The organism is Streptomyces sp. NBC_00878 (genome assembly GCF_026341515.1).
Classification (GTDB): Bacteria; Actinomycetota; Actinomycetes; order Streptomycetales; family Streptomycetaceae; genus Streptomyces.
Window position 1 is genome coordinate 2,499,642 of the sequence record NZ_JAPEOK010000001.1, and the last position, 16,092, is coordinate 2,515,733.

Here is a 16,092-nt window from a genome sequence, read left to right on the forward strand (position 1 = left end):
GGGAATCACCCCCACCTTTCTGGAGAGGAACAACCATGAGATTCGCGAAGAACCGGCTGCGCGCCACCGCACACACCGCCGTCGCGGTGGCCATGGGCGCCGCCGCGCTCACCGCACTCCCGGCCACCGCGAGCGCGGCCGCCGACGGGCTCAGCGTCCAGTACCGTACGAGCGCCTCCGGTGCCCGTGCCGACCAGGTCGAGCCCTGGTTCAAGGTGAAGAACACCGGCACCGCGAGCGTGCAGTTGAGCGGCGTCAAGGTCCGCTACTACTTCAAGGCCGACTCGGCGAGCGCGACCTACCGCTTCGCCTGCTCCTGGGCCGTCAAGGGCTGCGCCAACGTCACGGGCACCTTCGGCACGCTCGCCAACCCGACCGCCACGGCCGACCGCTACCTGGAGATCGGCTTCACCTCCGGTGCCGGCTCGCTCGCCCCGGGCGCCGACACCGGCGACCTGCAACTGCGCTACTACCAGTCGAACTGGGCGTCGATGGACCAGAGCGACGACTACTCCTTCGGTGCCTCGCAGACGTCGTACGGCGACTGGTCCAAGGTCACGGCGCAGCTGGCCAACACCCTCCTGTGGGGCCAGGCCCCCGCGGGCAACGGGCCGACGGATCCGCCCACCGACCCGCCGACCGACCCTCCCGCCGAGGGCGCCACGCTGTTCGACGACTTCAACTACAGCAGCCACACCGACCCGAACATCTCGGCGCACGGCTGGAGCGTGCGCTCCAACTCCGGTGGCCCTGGCGTGCCCGGCGCCACCTGGGCACCCGAGAACGTCACCTTCGCCACCACCGGCGGCAACTCCATCATGAACCTGGAGACCTCGACCGCCGGCACCGGAGCGAGCACCAAGCAGACCGAGATCCTCACCAAGTCGATGAAGTTCAAGAACGGCACCTACGCGGCGCGGGTCAAGTTCAACGACGCGCCCAAGTACGGCCCGGACGGCGACCGCCTCGTCCAGACCTTCTTCACCATCAACGACCTCCAGGCACCGATGGCGGACAACTACGCCGAGTACGACTTCGAGTACCTGCCCAACGGCGGCTGGGGCATACCGTCCAACATCCTCTACACGACGTCCTGGGAGACCTACCAGGCCGACCCGTGGGTGGCGGTCAACGAACACACCGAAGCCCAGCGGAGCTTCAGCGGCTGGCACGACCTGGTGCTGACCATCGACAACAGCACCATCAAGTACTACATCGACGGCCAGCTCTTCGGCACCCACGGCGCCCAGTACCTGCCGGAGCGGCCCATGTCGATCAACTTCAACCAGTGGCTGATCGACCTCGCGGGCCAGACCAGCACCACCGCGCGGGCGTACGACCAGCAGGTCGACTACGTCCTGCACGTCAAGGACCAGGTCCTCACGCCGGCGCAGGTCACCACCAAGCTGAACGCGTACCGCAGCGCGGGCACCAGGTTCGAGGACACCGTCCCCGGCGTCTGACCGGCTCCGGGCCGTTCACCCTCCGCTGCCGGGCAAGCGGCTCGCGGCCGACTTGACGATCGTCGAGCACCATGCGAGGTCCGCGGCGTCCACGGGCGCCGCGGACAGGGTGTCGAGCCAGCGCCGCCAGAGGTCCGCCCGGCTCCACGCGGTGAAGCGCCGGTGCGCGGTGGAGTGCGAGATCCCGAACTGCGCCGGGAGCTGCTGCCAACCGCAGCCCGAGGTGAGCACGTAGACAACGGCGGTGAACGCCGTGCGTTCGTTCCCTGATCCGGAAGGCAGCAGCGGTTCGGCGGCGGCCCACAGCGCGTCCGGTACGAGATGGCGTGCCAGGACCGGGCTCAGCGTGGCGGAGAGGCGGTTGCGGATCTCCTCGTCGTCCGCCGGCGCGGACGTCGACGACGGTTCCCCTGCGACGGGGCCGCCCTGCTCCTGGAGCCCGGCGGCCGGGTCCGCGCTCTCGTCCGTCGGCCGGTCCGTCGCCTGGTCGGCGGCCTGGGACCGGTACGTACGCCATTGGGTCAGCAGTTCGTGGTGGCTGCCCCGCAGCCAGCGCATGTAGTCGCGCATGTTGCCCAGTCGGCGGCGAGGCGCCTCCTCCTCCGGGCCGAGCAGTTCGATGGCCCGCTCGGCGAGCTGTTCCTGCCGGTCCAGATAGCGGCGTTCGCCGGCCAGGAAGCTGCCCCACACGTCGTCGTCGACGCGGAAGTAGTGACTGCGTTCCCCCGGCACCGCGTGCCGTCTGATGAACCCGGCCTCGACCAGGCGGCGGGTCGCCAGCGAGACGGAACCGGCGCTGACCCGCAGGGCACGGGCGAGCGCCGCCGACGAGACGTACGGAACATCCGTGATGAGCAGGTAGGCGATGATGCGGCCGTCCATCCGGCTGCTCCCGGCCGCTTCCCATACCAGCCCGACCTCCTCCACGAACGACTCCCGGCTCCAGCCGCCGCCACTGTCCTGATGTCCGGAGCTGTCGTACGTGGTGCTGGCTGGCGCCTCGCCCGGCATTGATTCCTCCTCGTAAACTTTCATCTCATCTTAAAAGTTTCGCAGCTTTGCATTGACATGGCATCTCAGCGAAGCCCAGTATCCCGGTACGCGCCCTGGTGAGCACCCTGCCGCCCAGCCCCTTTGCCCGGGGCGGGCAACGGCGCGCCCTGCTCTCTCATGGAGTCGTCTTGCCCAGATCACCCATGTTCACAGTCCCGGCGAGCCTATCGCTGGCCCTCGTTCTCGCCCTCGCCGGTTCCGGTTGTTCCAGCGGCGCGAAGAGCGGCGGCGGTGCGACGAAGACCGGCGGCTTCTCGGTCGCCGTCGCCGAACCCGACCATCTCACGCCGGGCCGCAGCACCCTCGGCTCCGACGAACTCCGCGTGATCTTCGCTCCCCTGGTCAAGGTCGACGCCAAGGGCGGGATCAGTTACGTACAGGCGAAGTCGGTGACCTCCACCGATGCCCGGCACTGGACCATCAAGCTCCGCTCCGGCTGGAAGTTCCACAACGGCGAGGCGGTCACCGCCCAGAGCTACGCCGACGCCTGGAACGCCACCGCCTACGCCCCCAACGGCTGGGCGGGCAACGGCCAGCTCGCCAGCATCGAGGGCTACCCGGCGCTGAACCCGGCCAAGGGCAAGCCGAAGACCAAGACCCTCTCGGGCGTGAAGGTCGTCGACGCCACGACGCTGGAGGTCACCCTCACCAGCCCGGACAGCCAGTTCCCGCTCCAGCTCACACCGCTCCAGCTGGGCTTCTACCCGTTGCCGAAAGCTGCGTTCAAGGATCCCAAGGGCTACGACAAGAAGCCGATCGGCAACGGGCCGTTCAGGATGACCTCCGCCTGGAAGGCCGACAAGGGCACCACGGTCAGCGCCTACGCGGAGTACCAGGGGCCCAAGCCGAAGTCGTCCGCCATCACGTTCAAGAGCTACTCCGACCTCAACACCGCGTACACCGACGTGCAGGCGGGCAACATCGACCTCGCGTACGTGCCGGTCAGCAAGTACGGCCAGGCCAAGGCCGACTTCGGTGCCCGGCTGTACACGTACGAGGCGCCGTCGCTGGAGTTCATGGGCCTGCCGTTGCAGGGCAAGAGGTTCGACGACATCCGGCTGCGCAAGGCGCTGTCCATGGCGATCGACCGGGCCGCCATCAACAAGGCCATCTACGGCGGCCTCTACACCCCGGCCACCTCCCTCACCCCGCCCTCCGAGGTCGGCGCCGAGACGGACCTCTGCGACGCCTGCGTCTTCGACCCGGACGCGGCGAAGAAGCTGCTCAAGGAGGCGGGCGGCTGGTCCGGCGAGCTGACCATCACCTACCCGGGCGGGCTCGGCCTCGACGAGCTGTACAAGGCGGTCGCCAACCAGATCAGGCAGAACCTGGGGATCAGCGACGTCAGGGCCGAACCGACCGCCGACTGGGCGGAGTTCAGCGAGAAGGCGTTCGGCAACAAGATCACCGGGCTCAACCACGCGCACTGGGGCGCCCTCTACCCGAGCATGCAGGCGACCCTGCGCGGCATCTTCACCAAGGCCGGCGGCTGCCAGGTGTGCAGCCACTACAGCGACGGCGACGCCGACAAGCTGCTCCAGCGGGCCGACAGCGCGCCCGACACCGCCGCGGCCGCGAAGCTCTACAACGACGCGCAGAAGCGCATCCTCCAGGACTTCCCGGTGATCCCGCTCTTCTACGGCAGCTACATCTACGCGAGCACCGACAAGGTGACCGGGGTGACGGTGGGCCCGGCCGACGTCGAACTCGGCCGGATATCCGTCGTCGGCTGACCGTCCCGTAGCCGTGCACCTACGTGTACGGGTACGCGTACACCGGCACCCGCAGCCCCGTCCGCCTCTACCCCGGAGAGCCGCACCCGCATGACCGCCGCGACATCCGAGCAGTCCGCCCCCGCCATGCCGTCCCCCGGGAACTGGGTACGGCACGCGGCGACCGTCCCCGAGACCCATGCCTACCCGGCCGTGGACGAACTCCTCGCCTTCTTCAGGGAGTTGGCCGCGGCTCATCCCGGCCTGGTGACCGAGAGCCGGATCGGCACCTCCACCCTCGGTGAACCCCTGTACTGCTTCACCGTCGGCGACGGCCCCGCGAGCCTCGCGGCCGACGAGGGCGGCGGATACGTCGTCGTCGGCGGGGTGCACCCCAACGAGCCGGTCGGCGCGGTGACCGCCCTGCACCTGGCCACCGCCCTGTGCGAAAGCCCGGAGCTGCGCGGGCACTTCGGCGGGGCCTGGCACATCGTGCCCTGTGTCGACCCGGACGGGGCCCGGCTGAACGAGGGCTGGTTCGCCACCCCGACCGACAAGCGCAACTACGGGCGCCACTTCTACCGGCCCGCCGGCAACGAACAGGTCGAGTGGACCTTCCCGTTCGCCTACAAGAAGGCGTGGTTCGACCGCATCCTGCCCGAAACCCTGGCGCTGATGCGGCTGTTGGATGCCACCCGGCCGCGCTTTCTGACCACCCTGCACAACTGCGAGGCGGGCGGCGTCTATTACTACATGAACCGTCCGGCTCCCGAGCTGTACGACGTCCTGGCCGAGATCCCGGCCTCGCTCGGCATGCCGCTGGCGACCGGCGAGCCCGAGGCCGCGCACGCCCCGGTCTACTCCCCGGCCGTCTACGGCTGCATCGACATGGAGGACGCGTACGACTACCTCGAAGGGCTCGGCGTCGACGCCGCCGCCAAGATCGCGGGCTCGTCGAGTGCCGCGTACGCCGAGCGCTACGGCACCTTCTACTTCGTCACCGAGGTGCCACACTGGAGCCATCCGGACGCCGACGACAACACGCCCATCGAGCGGCGCCACGCCGACGTGGTCCGGGGCCGGGCGCGGGCGCTGGGCGAGGCGGGGGCGTTCCTGGGCGGCATCCTCGACGCGGCGAACCCGCACCTGACCATCCCGTCCCCGTTCCTGCGGGCGGTCCGCGACTTCGTACCGTCGCTTCCCGAACTCGCCGCGATGGAGTCGGCCCGCGCCGACGGACTGCCCGACCGGGCCGCCACGGTGTCCGAACGCTTCGACTGCGAAGCCGGAGTGCACATTCTCCGCGTCCGCGCCGGGGGCATGCTGCTGCGCGCCCTGAACGCGGAAGTGGTCGCGGGCACCGCCACCCCCGAAGTGCGCCGGTGCCACCGGGAGTTGCTGGAGACGTACGAGATGTGGGAACGCGAGGCCGGCCCGGCCACGGGCGAGCCGATCGCGATCTCCACGCTGGCCGGGATCCAGTACGGGGCGCTGCTGGCCGCCGCCGACCACGCCCGCGCCCGCGCCCGCGCCCGTGACATCACGGGGGACCCCGGATGACGTACCTCATACGCCGCCTGCTGGAGGCGCTGCTCGTCTTCTTCGGCATCAGCCTGGTCATCTACGCGATGACGTACGTCCTGCCGGGCGACCCCATCGCCGCGCTCGCGGGCGACCGGCCGCTCGCGCCGAGCGTGGCGCGGGCCCTGCGCGAACAGCACCACCTCGACGATCCGCTGCTGGTCCAGTACGGGCACTACCTGGCCGGTCTGTTCCACGGCGATCTCGGGACCGACTTCAGCGGGCGCCCGGTCGCCGAGCAGATGGCCGACCGCTGGCCGGTCACCCTGCAACTGGCGCTGACCGCCTGGGGAATCGAGGCGGTCGTCGGCATCGGGCTCGGGGTGCTGGCAGCGCTGCGCCAGGGGACCTGGACGGACCGTACGGTGCTCGCGTTCACGATCGGCGCCACCTCCGTGCCGGTGTTCGTGCTCGCGTACACCGCGCAGGTCGTTCTCGGCGTGAAACTGGGGTGGTTCCCGGTCGCCGGGAACACCGACGGCTGGCCGACGAGCTATCTGCTGCCCGCGCTGTGCGTCGCGGCGTTCGGACTGGCGTCGGTGTCCCGGCTGGTCCGGGCCGAGGTGATCGAGAACCTGCGGGCCGACTACGTACGCACCGCCGTCGCCAAGGGCCTCACCCGGCGCCGGGTGGTCGGCGTCCACGTGCTGCGCAACTCCCTCATCCCGGCCGTCACCTACCTCGCCATCGACCTCGGCTATCTGCTCGGCGGCACCGTGATCATCGAGGGCGTCTTCAACCTCCCCGGCATCGGCCAGCTGCTCTTCCAGGCCATCCGCGCCCACGCCGGGCCGACGGTGGTGGGGGTGTCGACCGCTCTCATCCTGATCTTCCTGGCCGCGAGCGTCCTGGTCGACCTCCTCAACAGCCTCCTGGACCCGAGGATCCGCCATGACTGACATCGCGCTCTCCCCCGAGCAACATGGGCCACACGGGACTTCGACCGAGACTTCGTCCGCGGCCTCCCACGGGACCTGGCACGAACTGCGCCGCAGGCCGGTGTTCCTCCTCACCGGCGGCTGCGCGCTGCTGCTCCTCCTGCTCGCCGCCGCGCCGGGGCTCTTCGCGGGCTGGTTCGGCCACGGCGACCCGACCGTCTGCGACCTCGGCCACAGCGCCGGGGGACCGGCCCCCGGACACCCCTTCGGATACGACGTCCAGGGCTGTGACCTGTACGCCAACGTCATCCACGGAGCGGGCGCCTCGCTCGGCGTCGGCCTGCTCGCCACCGGCCTCGGGCTCGCCGTCGCGCTGGTCCTCGGCTGCCTCGCCGGGATGGCCGGGCGGATCGTCGACAGCGTGATCGCCAGGATCACCGATGTCTTCCTCGGCTTCCCGTTCCTGCTCGGCGCGATCGTCGTCCTCAACAGCGTCACCACCCGCGACGTACCGACGGTGGCCGGTGTCCTGGCGCTGTTCGGCTGGCCGACCATGACCCGGGTGGTGCGGGCGTCGGTACGGTCGGTGCGCGAGGCCGACTACGTGGTGATGGCCCGCGGCCTCGGCGCGAGCCAGTGGCACATCGTGGTCAGGCACGTCCTGCCGAACGCCCTCACCCCGGTCCTCGTCCTCGCCACCATCACGGTCGGCGGTGTGATCGTCGCCGAGGCCGCGCTGACGTTCCTCGGTGTCGGGCTCCAACCCCCCTCGATCTCCTGGGGACTTCAGCTCGCGGGAGCCCAGAACTCCTTCCAGACCCACCCGCACCTGCTGATCTTCCCAGGGCTCTTCCTCTCCTTCACCGTCTTCGTCCTCATCACCTTCGGCGACACCGTGCGTGACGCCCTGGATCCGAGAGGCCGGTGACCCCCTCATGGACCACGAGAGCATGAACCACAAGAGCTTGGACCGCACGACCACGAACGCGCCGCTGCTGGACGTCCAGGACCTCACCGTCGACGTGCTGTCTCGCTCCGGCGCTGCCCAACGGGTCGTCCACGGAGTCTCGTTCACCCTCCACGAGGAGGAGACCCTCGCTCTCATCGGCGAGTCCGGGTCCGGCAAGAGCATCTCCGCGATGGCCGTCATGGGCCTGCTCCCGGCCGCCACGGCCCGGGTCGGCGGCAGCGCCCGCCACCGGGGCACGGACCTGCTCGCCCTGCCCGAGGACCGGTTCCGCGCCCTGCGCGGCAGGCGCATCGCGATGGTCTTCCAGGACGCCCTGTCCGCCCTCAACCCCACGCTCACCGTGGGCTTCCAGATCGCCGAGACCATCCGGGCCCACGAGGGCGTCGGCCGCCGCGAGGCCCGCGCCCGGGCCGTCGAACTGATGGCCCGGGTCCGCATCCCCGACCCGGCCCGCCGCTACCGCGACCATCCGCACCAGTTCTCCGGCGGCATGCGACAGCGCATCATGATCGCGATGGCGGTGGCGCTCAGCCCCGACGTGCTCATCGCCGACGAACCCACCACCGCCCTGGACGTCACCGTGCAGGCCCAGATCATGGAACTGCTCGCCGAACTCCGCGAGGAGACCGGCTCCGCGCTGCTGCTGATCACCCACGACCTGGGACTCGCGGCGGGCACGGCCGACCGGGTCGCCATCATGTACGCCGGGCGGATCCTGGAACAGGCCCCGGTCCAGGAGCTGTACGACCGGCCCGCCCACCCCTACACCCGGGGGCTGCTCGCCGCCGTACCCCGCCTCGACGGGGACGCCGACGACCTCACCCCCATCCCGGGCAGCCCGCCAGGGCCCGGACTGCTGCCCGCCGGCTGCCCGTTCCACGTCCGCTGCTCCGACGCCCGGGACCGCTGCGCGACGGAACCGCCCGCCCTGCTCCCGGCCTCGGGCGGGACCGCCCCGCCCGTGCGCCTCGTCGCCTGCCACTATCCGCTGGAGGTCTCCGGTGTCCGATGACGTCCCGGCCGGCGCCGCGCTGCTGGAAGCCCGCGGAGTGGTCAAGCACTACAAGGTCGGCGGGTTCGCGGCCGGCGGCCGGCGCCGGGCCACGGTCAGGGCCGTGGACGGTGTCGACCTGACCCTGCGGCGGGGCGCCACCCTCGGCCTCGTGGGCGAGTCCGGCTGCGGCAAGTCGACCCTCACCCGCCTTCTGATGGCCCTGGACCGGCCCACCTCCGGCACCGTGCTGGTCGAGGGCCGGGACCTGCTCCGGCTGCCGTCGGCCGAACTGCGCCGCCGCAGGCGGGACATCCAGCTGGTCATGCAGGACCCGTACACCTCGCTCAACCCGCGGATGACGGCCCTGGAGATCGTCCGGGAGCCGCTGGACATCCACCGCGACCTGGTGCCGAAACAGGACCGCGCGAACCGGGCCCGCGAGCTGCTGGAGATGGTCGGACTCGACCCGGGGCACGCGAACCGTCATCCCCACCAGTTCTCCGGCGGCCAGCGCCAGCGCCTCGGCATCGCCCGCGCGCTCGCGCTCCGCCCGAAGATCCTGGTCTGCGACGAGCCGGTGTCCGCGCTCGACGTCTCCGTCCAGGCGCAGGTCATCAACCTCCTCAAGCAGCTGCAACGCGAGTTCGGACTGTCGTACGTCTTCATCGCGCACGATCTGGCCGTGGTCCGGCACGTCGCCGACGAGGTCGCCGTCATGTATCTGGGGCGGATCGTCGAGCACGGCGACCGCGACACCGTCTACTCCCGCCCCGCGCATCCGTACACCCGGGCGCTGCTCTCGGCCGTTCCCGATCCGGACCCTCGCGCTCGGGGCGCCACCGGCCGCATCGTGCTCCAGGGCGACCCTCCCAGCCCGACCCGGCCGCCCGCCGGGTGCGCCTTCCACACGCGCTGCTGGAAGGCCGAGGAGCTGTGCGGCACGGAGCGGCCGGTGCCGACCGCGCCGACGACCGACGGACGACGGCAGGTCTCCTGCCACTTCCCCGAGAACTGACCGGCCCGAACCGACCGGCCCGAACCGACCGGCGCGAACTGACCGGCGCGAACCGACCGGCGCGAACTGACAGGACGGAACCGCGCACATGCTGGAGCAGGAGATCTTCCGGGTCACCGACCCCGGATGGATCCGTGATCTCGCGAGAGCCCACCCCTGGGCCACCCTGATCAGTCACACTCCCGACCGCGGACTGGTCGTCTCCCACCTGCCGGTCCTGGTCGACGACTCACGCCAGGACACCGTGCTGCTCGGCCACCTCGCCAGGACCGACGCACGGAAACACGAACTCGGCTCCCACGACGTCGTCGTCGTGCTCCAGGGGCCGCACGGCTACCTCTCACCCGTCTGGTACGGGGAGACGCCCCACGTCCCGACCTGGAACTTCACGGTCCTGCACGTCCACGGCCGGCCCGAGGTCCTCGACCCGGCGGACACCTACGACGTACTGTCCGCAACCGTCGACCACTTCGAGGACCGCTTCCCCGAGCCATGGCGGCTGGCCCGGGTGGAAAGCCACGCGCACCGGATCGCCGCCGCCGTCACCGGCTTCCGGCTCCCCGCCACGAAGGTGACGGCCAAGGCGAAGCTCAGCCAGGACGAGCGCGAGGAAGTCGTCGTCCGCCTCGCCAAGGCCCTCGAATCCGGCCGGCCGTACGCCAGTCCCGAACTCGCCCGCGCCATGCGCGACATCCGGAGGAAGCCGTGACCACCACGACCACCCCAGCGCCCGGCACCCCGTCGGCCACCGAGCCGCTCACCCTGCGCCGTGTCCACCTGGGCGCGGGCGGACCGCTGAGCGATGTCCGGATCGAGAGCGGTCTCGTCAGGGCCGTCTTCCCGGCGGGCGAAGCACCGCGCGCCGACGGGCAGAGCCACGACCTCGACGGCCGTACGCTGCTGCCGGGGCTGTGGGACTCGCACGTACACATGGTCCAGTGGGCGGGCCTGCGCCGTCGGCTCGACGTGTCCGGCGCCGGTTCGGCACGGGAGGCCGCGGCCTCGGTCGGCGAGCGGGCCGCCACCCTGCCACCCGGTGAGCCGGTGATCGGCCACGGCTTCCGCGACGGACTGTGGCCGGACGCCCCGCACAAGGACCTCCTCGACGCCCTCGTCCCGGACCGCCCCGCCCTGCTGATCAGCATGGATCTGCACTGTGCGTGGCTCAACTCGGCCGGACTCGCCCTGGTGGACCGCGGCGACCACCCCACCGGACTCCTGCGCGAGGACGAGTGCATGCGGGCCATGGCCCAACTCCCGTCCGCCCCGGTGGAGTTGACGGACCAGTGGGTACAGGACGCCTGCGTCGCCGCCGCCGCGCGCGGGATCACGGGCATCGTCGACTTCGAGTACGCCGACAACATCGCGGACTGGACACGCCGGATGAACAGCGCCGCGGTGCCGCTCCGCGTGGCGGCCTCCATCTGGCCCCCGCATCTGGAGGCGGCGATCAGCCGCGGGCTCCGCACCGGCCAGACCCTGGACACCCCCGGCGGGCTGCTGGAGGTCGGACCGTTCAAGCTGTTCACCGACGGCTCGCTCAACACGCGCACCGCGCTGTGCCACGAGGCGTACCCGGGCGCGATCCCCGGCGAGCCCGGCTCCCACGGACTGGAGCAGCTGCCGCCGCGGGAACTGGTGTCCCTGCTGCGCCGCGCCTCCTCCCACGGGCTCGAACCCGCCGTGCACGCGATCGGGGACCGCGCCAACGAGATGGCCCTCGACGCCTTCGAGGCGGTGCGCTGCCACGGCCGGATAGAGCACGGCCAGCTGCTCGCCCGCAAGGACATCCCGCGCTTCGCCGAACTGGGCGTCACCGTGAGCATCCAGCCCACCCACGCGGTGGACGACCGGGACGTCGCCGACCGGCACTGGGCAGGCCGGACCGACCGTGCGTACGCCTTCGCCGATCTGCTCGCCGCCGGGGCCGTCCTGGCGCTGGGCTCCGACGCCCCCGTCGCCACCCTCGACCCCTGGCTGACCATCGCGTCCGCCGTGACCCGGACCGGCGACGAGCGCCCGCCGTGGCACCCGGAGCAGCGGATACCGGTGGCGGACGCCCTCGCCGGTTCGTCCCTGGGGCGACGGCTGATCCGGGTCGGCGACCGGGCGGACCTGGTGGTGACCGACACCGACCCGCTCACCGCGGACGCCCGCACCCTGCGCGAGATGCCGGTGTACGCCACCCTGCTCGCCGGGGCCTGGACCCACGGCCCGTCGCGGTGACCCACGGCCCGTCGCGTGACGTGCACCCCGTCGCGGTGATGTACGTCCGCCCGAAGTCGGCCTGTGGTCCGGGAAGTTGACGCCGAGTCGCCGCGCCGGTGCCGCCCGCATTCAACGATGACCCTTTTTGGTCTAGACCTTGACGTGTTCCGCTCACCGAGTCACTCTGAGAGCGCTCTCATCCGTTCGGAAGCGGCCGTGGTTCTCCCCTGTCCTCCCCTGGGCGGGGCGCGGCCCCCACCCCCCATCCGCCGCAATTCGACTCCGGTGGGAGAAGCCCACCTGGCAGGAGGAAGAGCGTGCTTGCCCTACGGAAGATGCTGGTCGCTCTGGTCGCCGCGGCGACCGTCACCGCGGGACTCACCACCGTGGGCCCCGCACCCCGCGCCGAAGCCGCGGTGCCCACGACCATCCCCCTGGAGATCAAGAACACCTCCGGGCGCGGCGATCAGGTGTACATCTACAACATCGGGACCCTGCTCTCGACCGGGCAGCAGGGCTGGGCCGACGCGAACGGCACGTTCCACGCCTGGCCCGTCGGCGGCCAACCGCCGACCCCCGCGCCCGACGCGTCGATCGCCGGACCGGCCAACGGCCAGACCACGACGATCCGGATGCCGAAGTTCTCCGGCCGGGTCTACTTCTCCTACGGCCAGAAGCTCGTCTTCAAGCTGACCACCGGCGGCCTCGTGCAGCCCGCGGTGCAGAACCCGACCGACCCGAACGCGAACATCCTCTTCAACTGGACCGAGTACACACTCAACGACTCCGGCCTATGGATCAACAGCACACAGGTGGACATGTTCTCGGCCCCGTACGCGGTCGGCGTCAAGAACACCGCCGGCGCCACCAAGAACACCGGTCACCTGAAGCCGGGCGGGTACGCGGGCTTCTTCAACGCCCTGAGGGGCCAGCCCGGCGGCTGGGCCAACCTCATCAAGACCCGGTCCGACGGAACCATCCTGCGCGCCCTCGCACCCGGCCACGGCATCGAGGCGGGCGCCCTGCCCAGCACAGTCATGAATGACTACATCAACCGGGTGTGGACCAAGTACTCCACCTCCACGCTGACGGTGACACCGTTCGCGAACGAGCCGGGCACCAAGTACTACGGCAGGGTCTCCGGCAACGTCATGAACTTCACCAACGGCTCCGGCGCCGTCGTCACCAGCTTCCAGAAGCCCGACTCCGACAGCATCTTCGGCTGCTACAAGCTGCTGGACGCGCCGAACGACCTGGTACGCGGCCCGATCTCCCGCACCCTGTGCGCGGGCTTCAACCGCTCCACCCTCCTGACCAACTCCAACCAGCCCGACACGAGTTCCGCGGGCTTCTACCAGGACGTGGTGACCAACCACTACGCCCGGAAGATCCACGCCCAGATGGCTGACGGCAAGGCCTACGCCTTCGCCTTCGACGATGTCGGCAACTACGAGTCGCTGGTCCACGACGGCGACCCGCAGACGGCGTACATCACGCTCGACCCGTTCAGCTGAGCACCGGCGAACGCAGAGGGAGAGACCCGACAGGGAGAACGGCAGACGGCCCGGGTCGTCGCACGTGGGGTGGCGCGCCCGAACAAGGTTGTGAGGGATCAGACATGAACCGTTGAACACACCGACCGCCCGGCACGTATCTCCATGCACTGGCCAAGTACAAATTTCCAACGACCAGTTGGTTTATCCCGGGAGGGACCCTTGCGGCGTATCAACGGTACGGCCCTCGTCATCGTGGCACTCGTCGGCACACTGGGCGCGCTGGCATTCCCCGTGTGGTCGTACGCCGACCGCGCCGGTACGGGGGAGGCGAACCTCGCAGCCGGGACCGTACCGACACAGTGGGGGCCGCTGACCGCCACCGACCGCGATCTGATCGTCCGGGTGCGCCTGGCCGGTCTGTGGGAGCTGCCGGCGGCGCAGCAGGCACTTGAGCGTGCCCCCAACGAGGCGACGAAGGAGGCGGCCGACCACCTGATCGTCGGCCACACCGACCTCGACAAGCGGGTCCGGGGCATCGCGCGGAACCTCGGCGTCGAGCTGCCGAACCAGCCGAACGAGCAGCAGCAGGGCTGGCTGAACCAGATGACCGCGGCGTCCGATCAGGACTACGTGAAGGTGTGGGCCAACCTCCTGCGGTCCGCGCACGGCAAGATCTTCCCGGCGATCGGGGCGGTGCGGAACCAGACGCGCAACACCCTGGTGCGGCAGCTCGCCTCGGACGCCAACCAGACCGTGCTCGACCACATCACGGTCCTGGAGAAGACCGGCGCGGTCGACTTCGACGCGATCGCCAACGACTCGGTGGCCGGATCGACGGCCAGCCCGTCCGGTCCTCCGCCGCCGGCCGCCGGGGTGACCCCGAGTTCGGCGCCGCCCGTGGAGGCGAACGGGAACATCGACACCACGTCGAGGCCCTCTCCGGGGGCGCCGGGCACGGTCAACACGAGCCGTCCGGATCCCGAGGACCCGGACGCCACGCCCACGGCCACGCCGTAGCGGTTCCTGACCGCCACCCGCGTCCGGAAGCTCAAATGTTGCTCTGAACGTCCCCGCCGATGGGTTCGGCCCCGCTTCCCGGGGCCATCACCCCGTCACGCCGGAACACAGGTCCGTCGAAGGAGACGACACACAGGTCCTGGTAAAGCCGTGATGAAGGAGGGGGATCATGAAGCACTTGGGTACGGGAATCGGGTGGCGGCCGGAGATCGCCGACGCCGTGGAGCGCATGCCCGGCATCGACTGGGTCGAGGCCGTCGCGGAGAACGTGTGCCCGGGGCATCTCCCCGAGTCGCTGGTGCGGCTGCGCGAGCGCGGTGTCACGGTCGTTCCGCACGGGGTGTCGCTCGGGCTCGGCGGCGCCGACCGCCCCGCCGAGGAGAAGCTCGCCGAACTGGCGGCCACCGCCGAGGCCCTCGGCTCCCCGCTGGTCACCGAACACATCGCGTTCGTCCGCGCGGGCGGGGCGCTCACCGCCTCGCCACGCCTGGAGGCCGGGCATCTGCTGCCCGTCCCCCGCACCCGGGACGCCCTCGACGTCCTCTGCGAGAACATCCGCATCGCCCAGGAGGCGCTGCCCGTGCCGCTCGCGGTGGAGAACATCGCGGCGCTGATCTCCTGGCCGGGCGAGGAGATGACCGAGGGACAGTTCCTGTACGACCTGGTCGACCGCACCGGCGTACGCCTCCTCATCGACGTGGCCAACCTTCACACCAATCACGTCAACCGAGGCGAGGACCCCGCCAAGGCCCTGGACGAGCTGCCCGTCGAGGCCATCGCGTACGTCCATGTCGCCGGCGGCTTCGAGCGCGACGGTGTCTGGCACGACAGCCACGCCCACGCCGTGCCGCCGGCCGTCCTCGCGATCCTCGCCGACCTGTCCTCCCGGGTCCGCCCGCCCGGCGTACTCCTGGAGCGCGACGAGAACTTCCCGGCACCGGCCGAGCTGGAGCGGGAGCTGATGGTGATTCGCGAGACGGTGGAGAAGGGGGCGGCACAGCAGCCGCCTCGCGTCGGCACACCGGATTCCGGCGATCAGCGGGGTTCCAGCGTTCAGGAGAGTTCTGACGATCAGGAGAGTTCCGGTGCTCCGAAGAGTTCCGGTGCCCCGCAGGATTCCGGTGCCCCGCGGACTTCTGATGCCCCGCAGGAGCCGTCAGCGTCCACCGACCCCGCCCGTCAGCGGCTCGCCCTCGCGCAGGCGGCCCTGTTGTCCGCACTCGTCGCCGGGACGCCCGTGCCCGAGGGCTTCGACGGGACCCGGCTGTCGGTGCAGGCCCGGGCGCTGGCGGGCAAGCGGGCCGATGTCGTCGCCAAGGTCGCTCCGGAGCTGCCGGAGATCCTGGCGGGGGCGTACCGGAAGGCGTTCCTCGCGTACGCGCACGTCCACCCGATGACCGACGGCTACCGGCGGGACGCGCTGGACTTCGCCGAGCATCTGCTGCTGAACGGCCGGCTGGAAGACGCGGACGTACGGCGGCGGTTGAGCCACTGGTGGCTGGAGCGCTCGGGCCCCGCCCCGCTGTCGCAGCACCCGGCGGCCCGGCTGGCCCGCGCCACGCGCCGGGTACTGCTGAGGCGTTGACGAGGGTCCCGGGGAGACGCTGAGAACCGGTCGGCGCCCGGCGCCGAGGCCTTCGTCACCCCGTGACATCTCTCACCCGACGACACGGACACCGCGTTTGTCCACGGCCGCGGGCTTCGT

13 protein-coding genes are annotated in these 16,092 nt (G+C 70.8%); 12 read left to right on the top strand and 1 reads right to left on the bottom strand.

Annotated features, from left to right (window positions below; translation table 11 throughout):
- Positions 1-35: 35 nt before the first annotated feature.
- A complete protein-coding gene (locus OHA11_RS10200; protein WP_266494348.1) occupies positions 36-1,463 on the top strand; it encodes a cellulose binding domain-containing protein in 1,428 nt (475 codons plus the stop codon).
- Positions 1,464-1,478: 15 nt separating this feature from the next.
- Here OHA11_RS10200 and OHA11_RS10205 read toward each other — a convergent pair whose 3' ends face one another.
- On the bottom strand, positions 1,479-2,474 hold the full coding sequence (locus OHA11_RS10205) for a transposase (RefSeq protein WP_266494350.1): 996 nt from the start codon (positions 2,472-2,474) through the stop codon (positions 1,479-1,481).
- A 170-nt stretch (positions 2,475-2,644) separates the two neighbouring features.
- Here OHA11_RS10205 and OHA11_RS10210 point away from each other — a divergent pair, with 170 nt between their 5' ends.
- From OHA11_RS10210 to OHA11_RS10260, 11 genes are all read left to right on the top strand, one after another.
- The gene (locus OHA11_RS10210) at positions 2,645-4,249 is read left to right on the top strand and encodes an ABC transporter substrate-binding protein (RefSeq protein ID WP_266494352.1); all 1,605 of its coding nucleotides are present in this window, start codon (positions 2,645-2,647) and stop codon (positions 4,247-4,249) included.
- A gap of 90 nt (positions 4,250-4,339) precedes the next feature.
- Complete coding sequence (locus tag OHA11_RS10215) at positions 4,340-5,788, top strand: M14 family zinc carboxypeptidase (RefSeq protein WP_266494355.1); 1,449 nt, start codon at positions 4,340-4,342, stop codon at positions 5,786-5,788.
- Positions 5,785-6,708, top strand: a complete 924-nt coding sequence (locus tag OHA11_RS10220; RefSeq protein ID WP_266494357.1) for an ABC transporter permease — start codon at positions 5,785-5,787, stop codon at positions 6,706-6,708. The genes OHA11_RS10215 and OHA11_RS10220 overlap by 4 nt, the downstream gene beginning before the upstream one ends.
- Entirely contained in the window at positions 6,701-7,615 is a 915-nt protein-coding gene (locus OHA11_RS10225; protein ID WP_266494360.1) for an ABC transporter permease, read from the top strand. Before OHA11_RS10220 ends, OHA11_RS10225 begins: the two co-directional genes overlap by 8 nt.
- A gap of 22 nt (positions 7,616-7,637) precedes the next feature.
- Entirely contained in the window at positions 7,638-8,669 is a 1,032-nt protein-coding gene (locus OHA11_RS10230) for an ABC transporter ATP-binding protein (RefSeq protein WP_266494363.1), read from the top strand.
- A gap of 37 nt (positions 8,670-8,706) precedes the next feature.
- Complete coding sequence (locus OHA11_RS10235; protein ID WP_266507068.1) at positions 8,707-9,666, top strand: ABC transporter ATP-binding protein; 960 nt, start codon at positions 8,707-8,709, stop codon at positions 9,664-9,666.
- Positions 9,667-9,754: 88 nt separating this feature from the next.
- A complete protein-coding gene (locus OHA11_RS10240; RefSeq protein WP_266494366.1) occupies positions 9,755-10,375 on the top strand; it encodes an FMN-binding negative transcriptional regulator in 621 nt (206 codons plus the stop codon).
- On the top strand, positions 10,372-11,892 hold the full coding sequence (locus tag OHA11_RS10245; protein ID WP_266494367.1) for an amidohydrolase: 1,521 nt from the start codon (positions 10,372-10,374) through the stop codon (positions 11,890-11,892). The genes OHA11_RS10240 and OHA11_RS10245 overlap by 4 nt, the downstream gene beginning before the upstream one ends.
- A 317-nt stretch (positions 11,893-12,209) precedes the next feature.
- Complete coding sequence (locus tag OHA11_RS10250) at positions 12,210-13,388, top strand: glycoside hydrolase family 64 protein (protein WP_266507069.1); 1,179 nt, start codon at positions 12,210-12,212, stop codon at positions 13,386-13,388.
- Between the two features lie 201 nt (positions 13,389-13,589).
- The gene (locus tag OHA11_RS10255; RefSeq protein WP_266494369.1) at positions 13,590-14,387 is read left to right on the top strand and encodes a DUF4142 domain-containing protein; all 798 of its coding nucleotides are present in this window, start codon (positions 13,590-13,592) and stop codon (positions 14,385-14,387) included.
- Positions 14,388-14,556: 169 nt separating this feature from the next.
- Positions 14,557-15,972 (top strand): DUF692 domain-containing protein, encoded by a 1,416-nt coding sequence (locus OHA11_RS10260; protein WP_266494372.1) that lies wholly within the window; start codon positions 14,557-14,559, stop codon positions 15,970-15,972.
- The last annotated feature ends 120 nt before the right edge of the window (positions 15,973-16,092 follow it).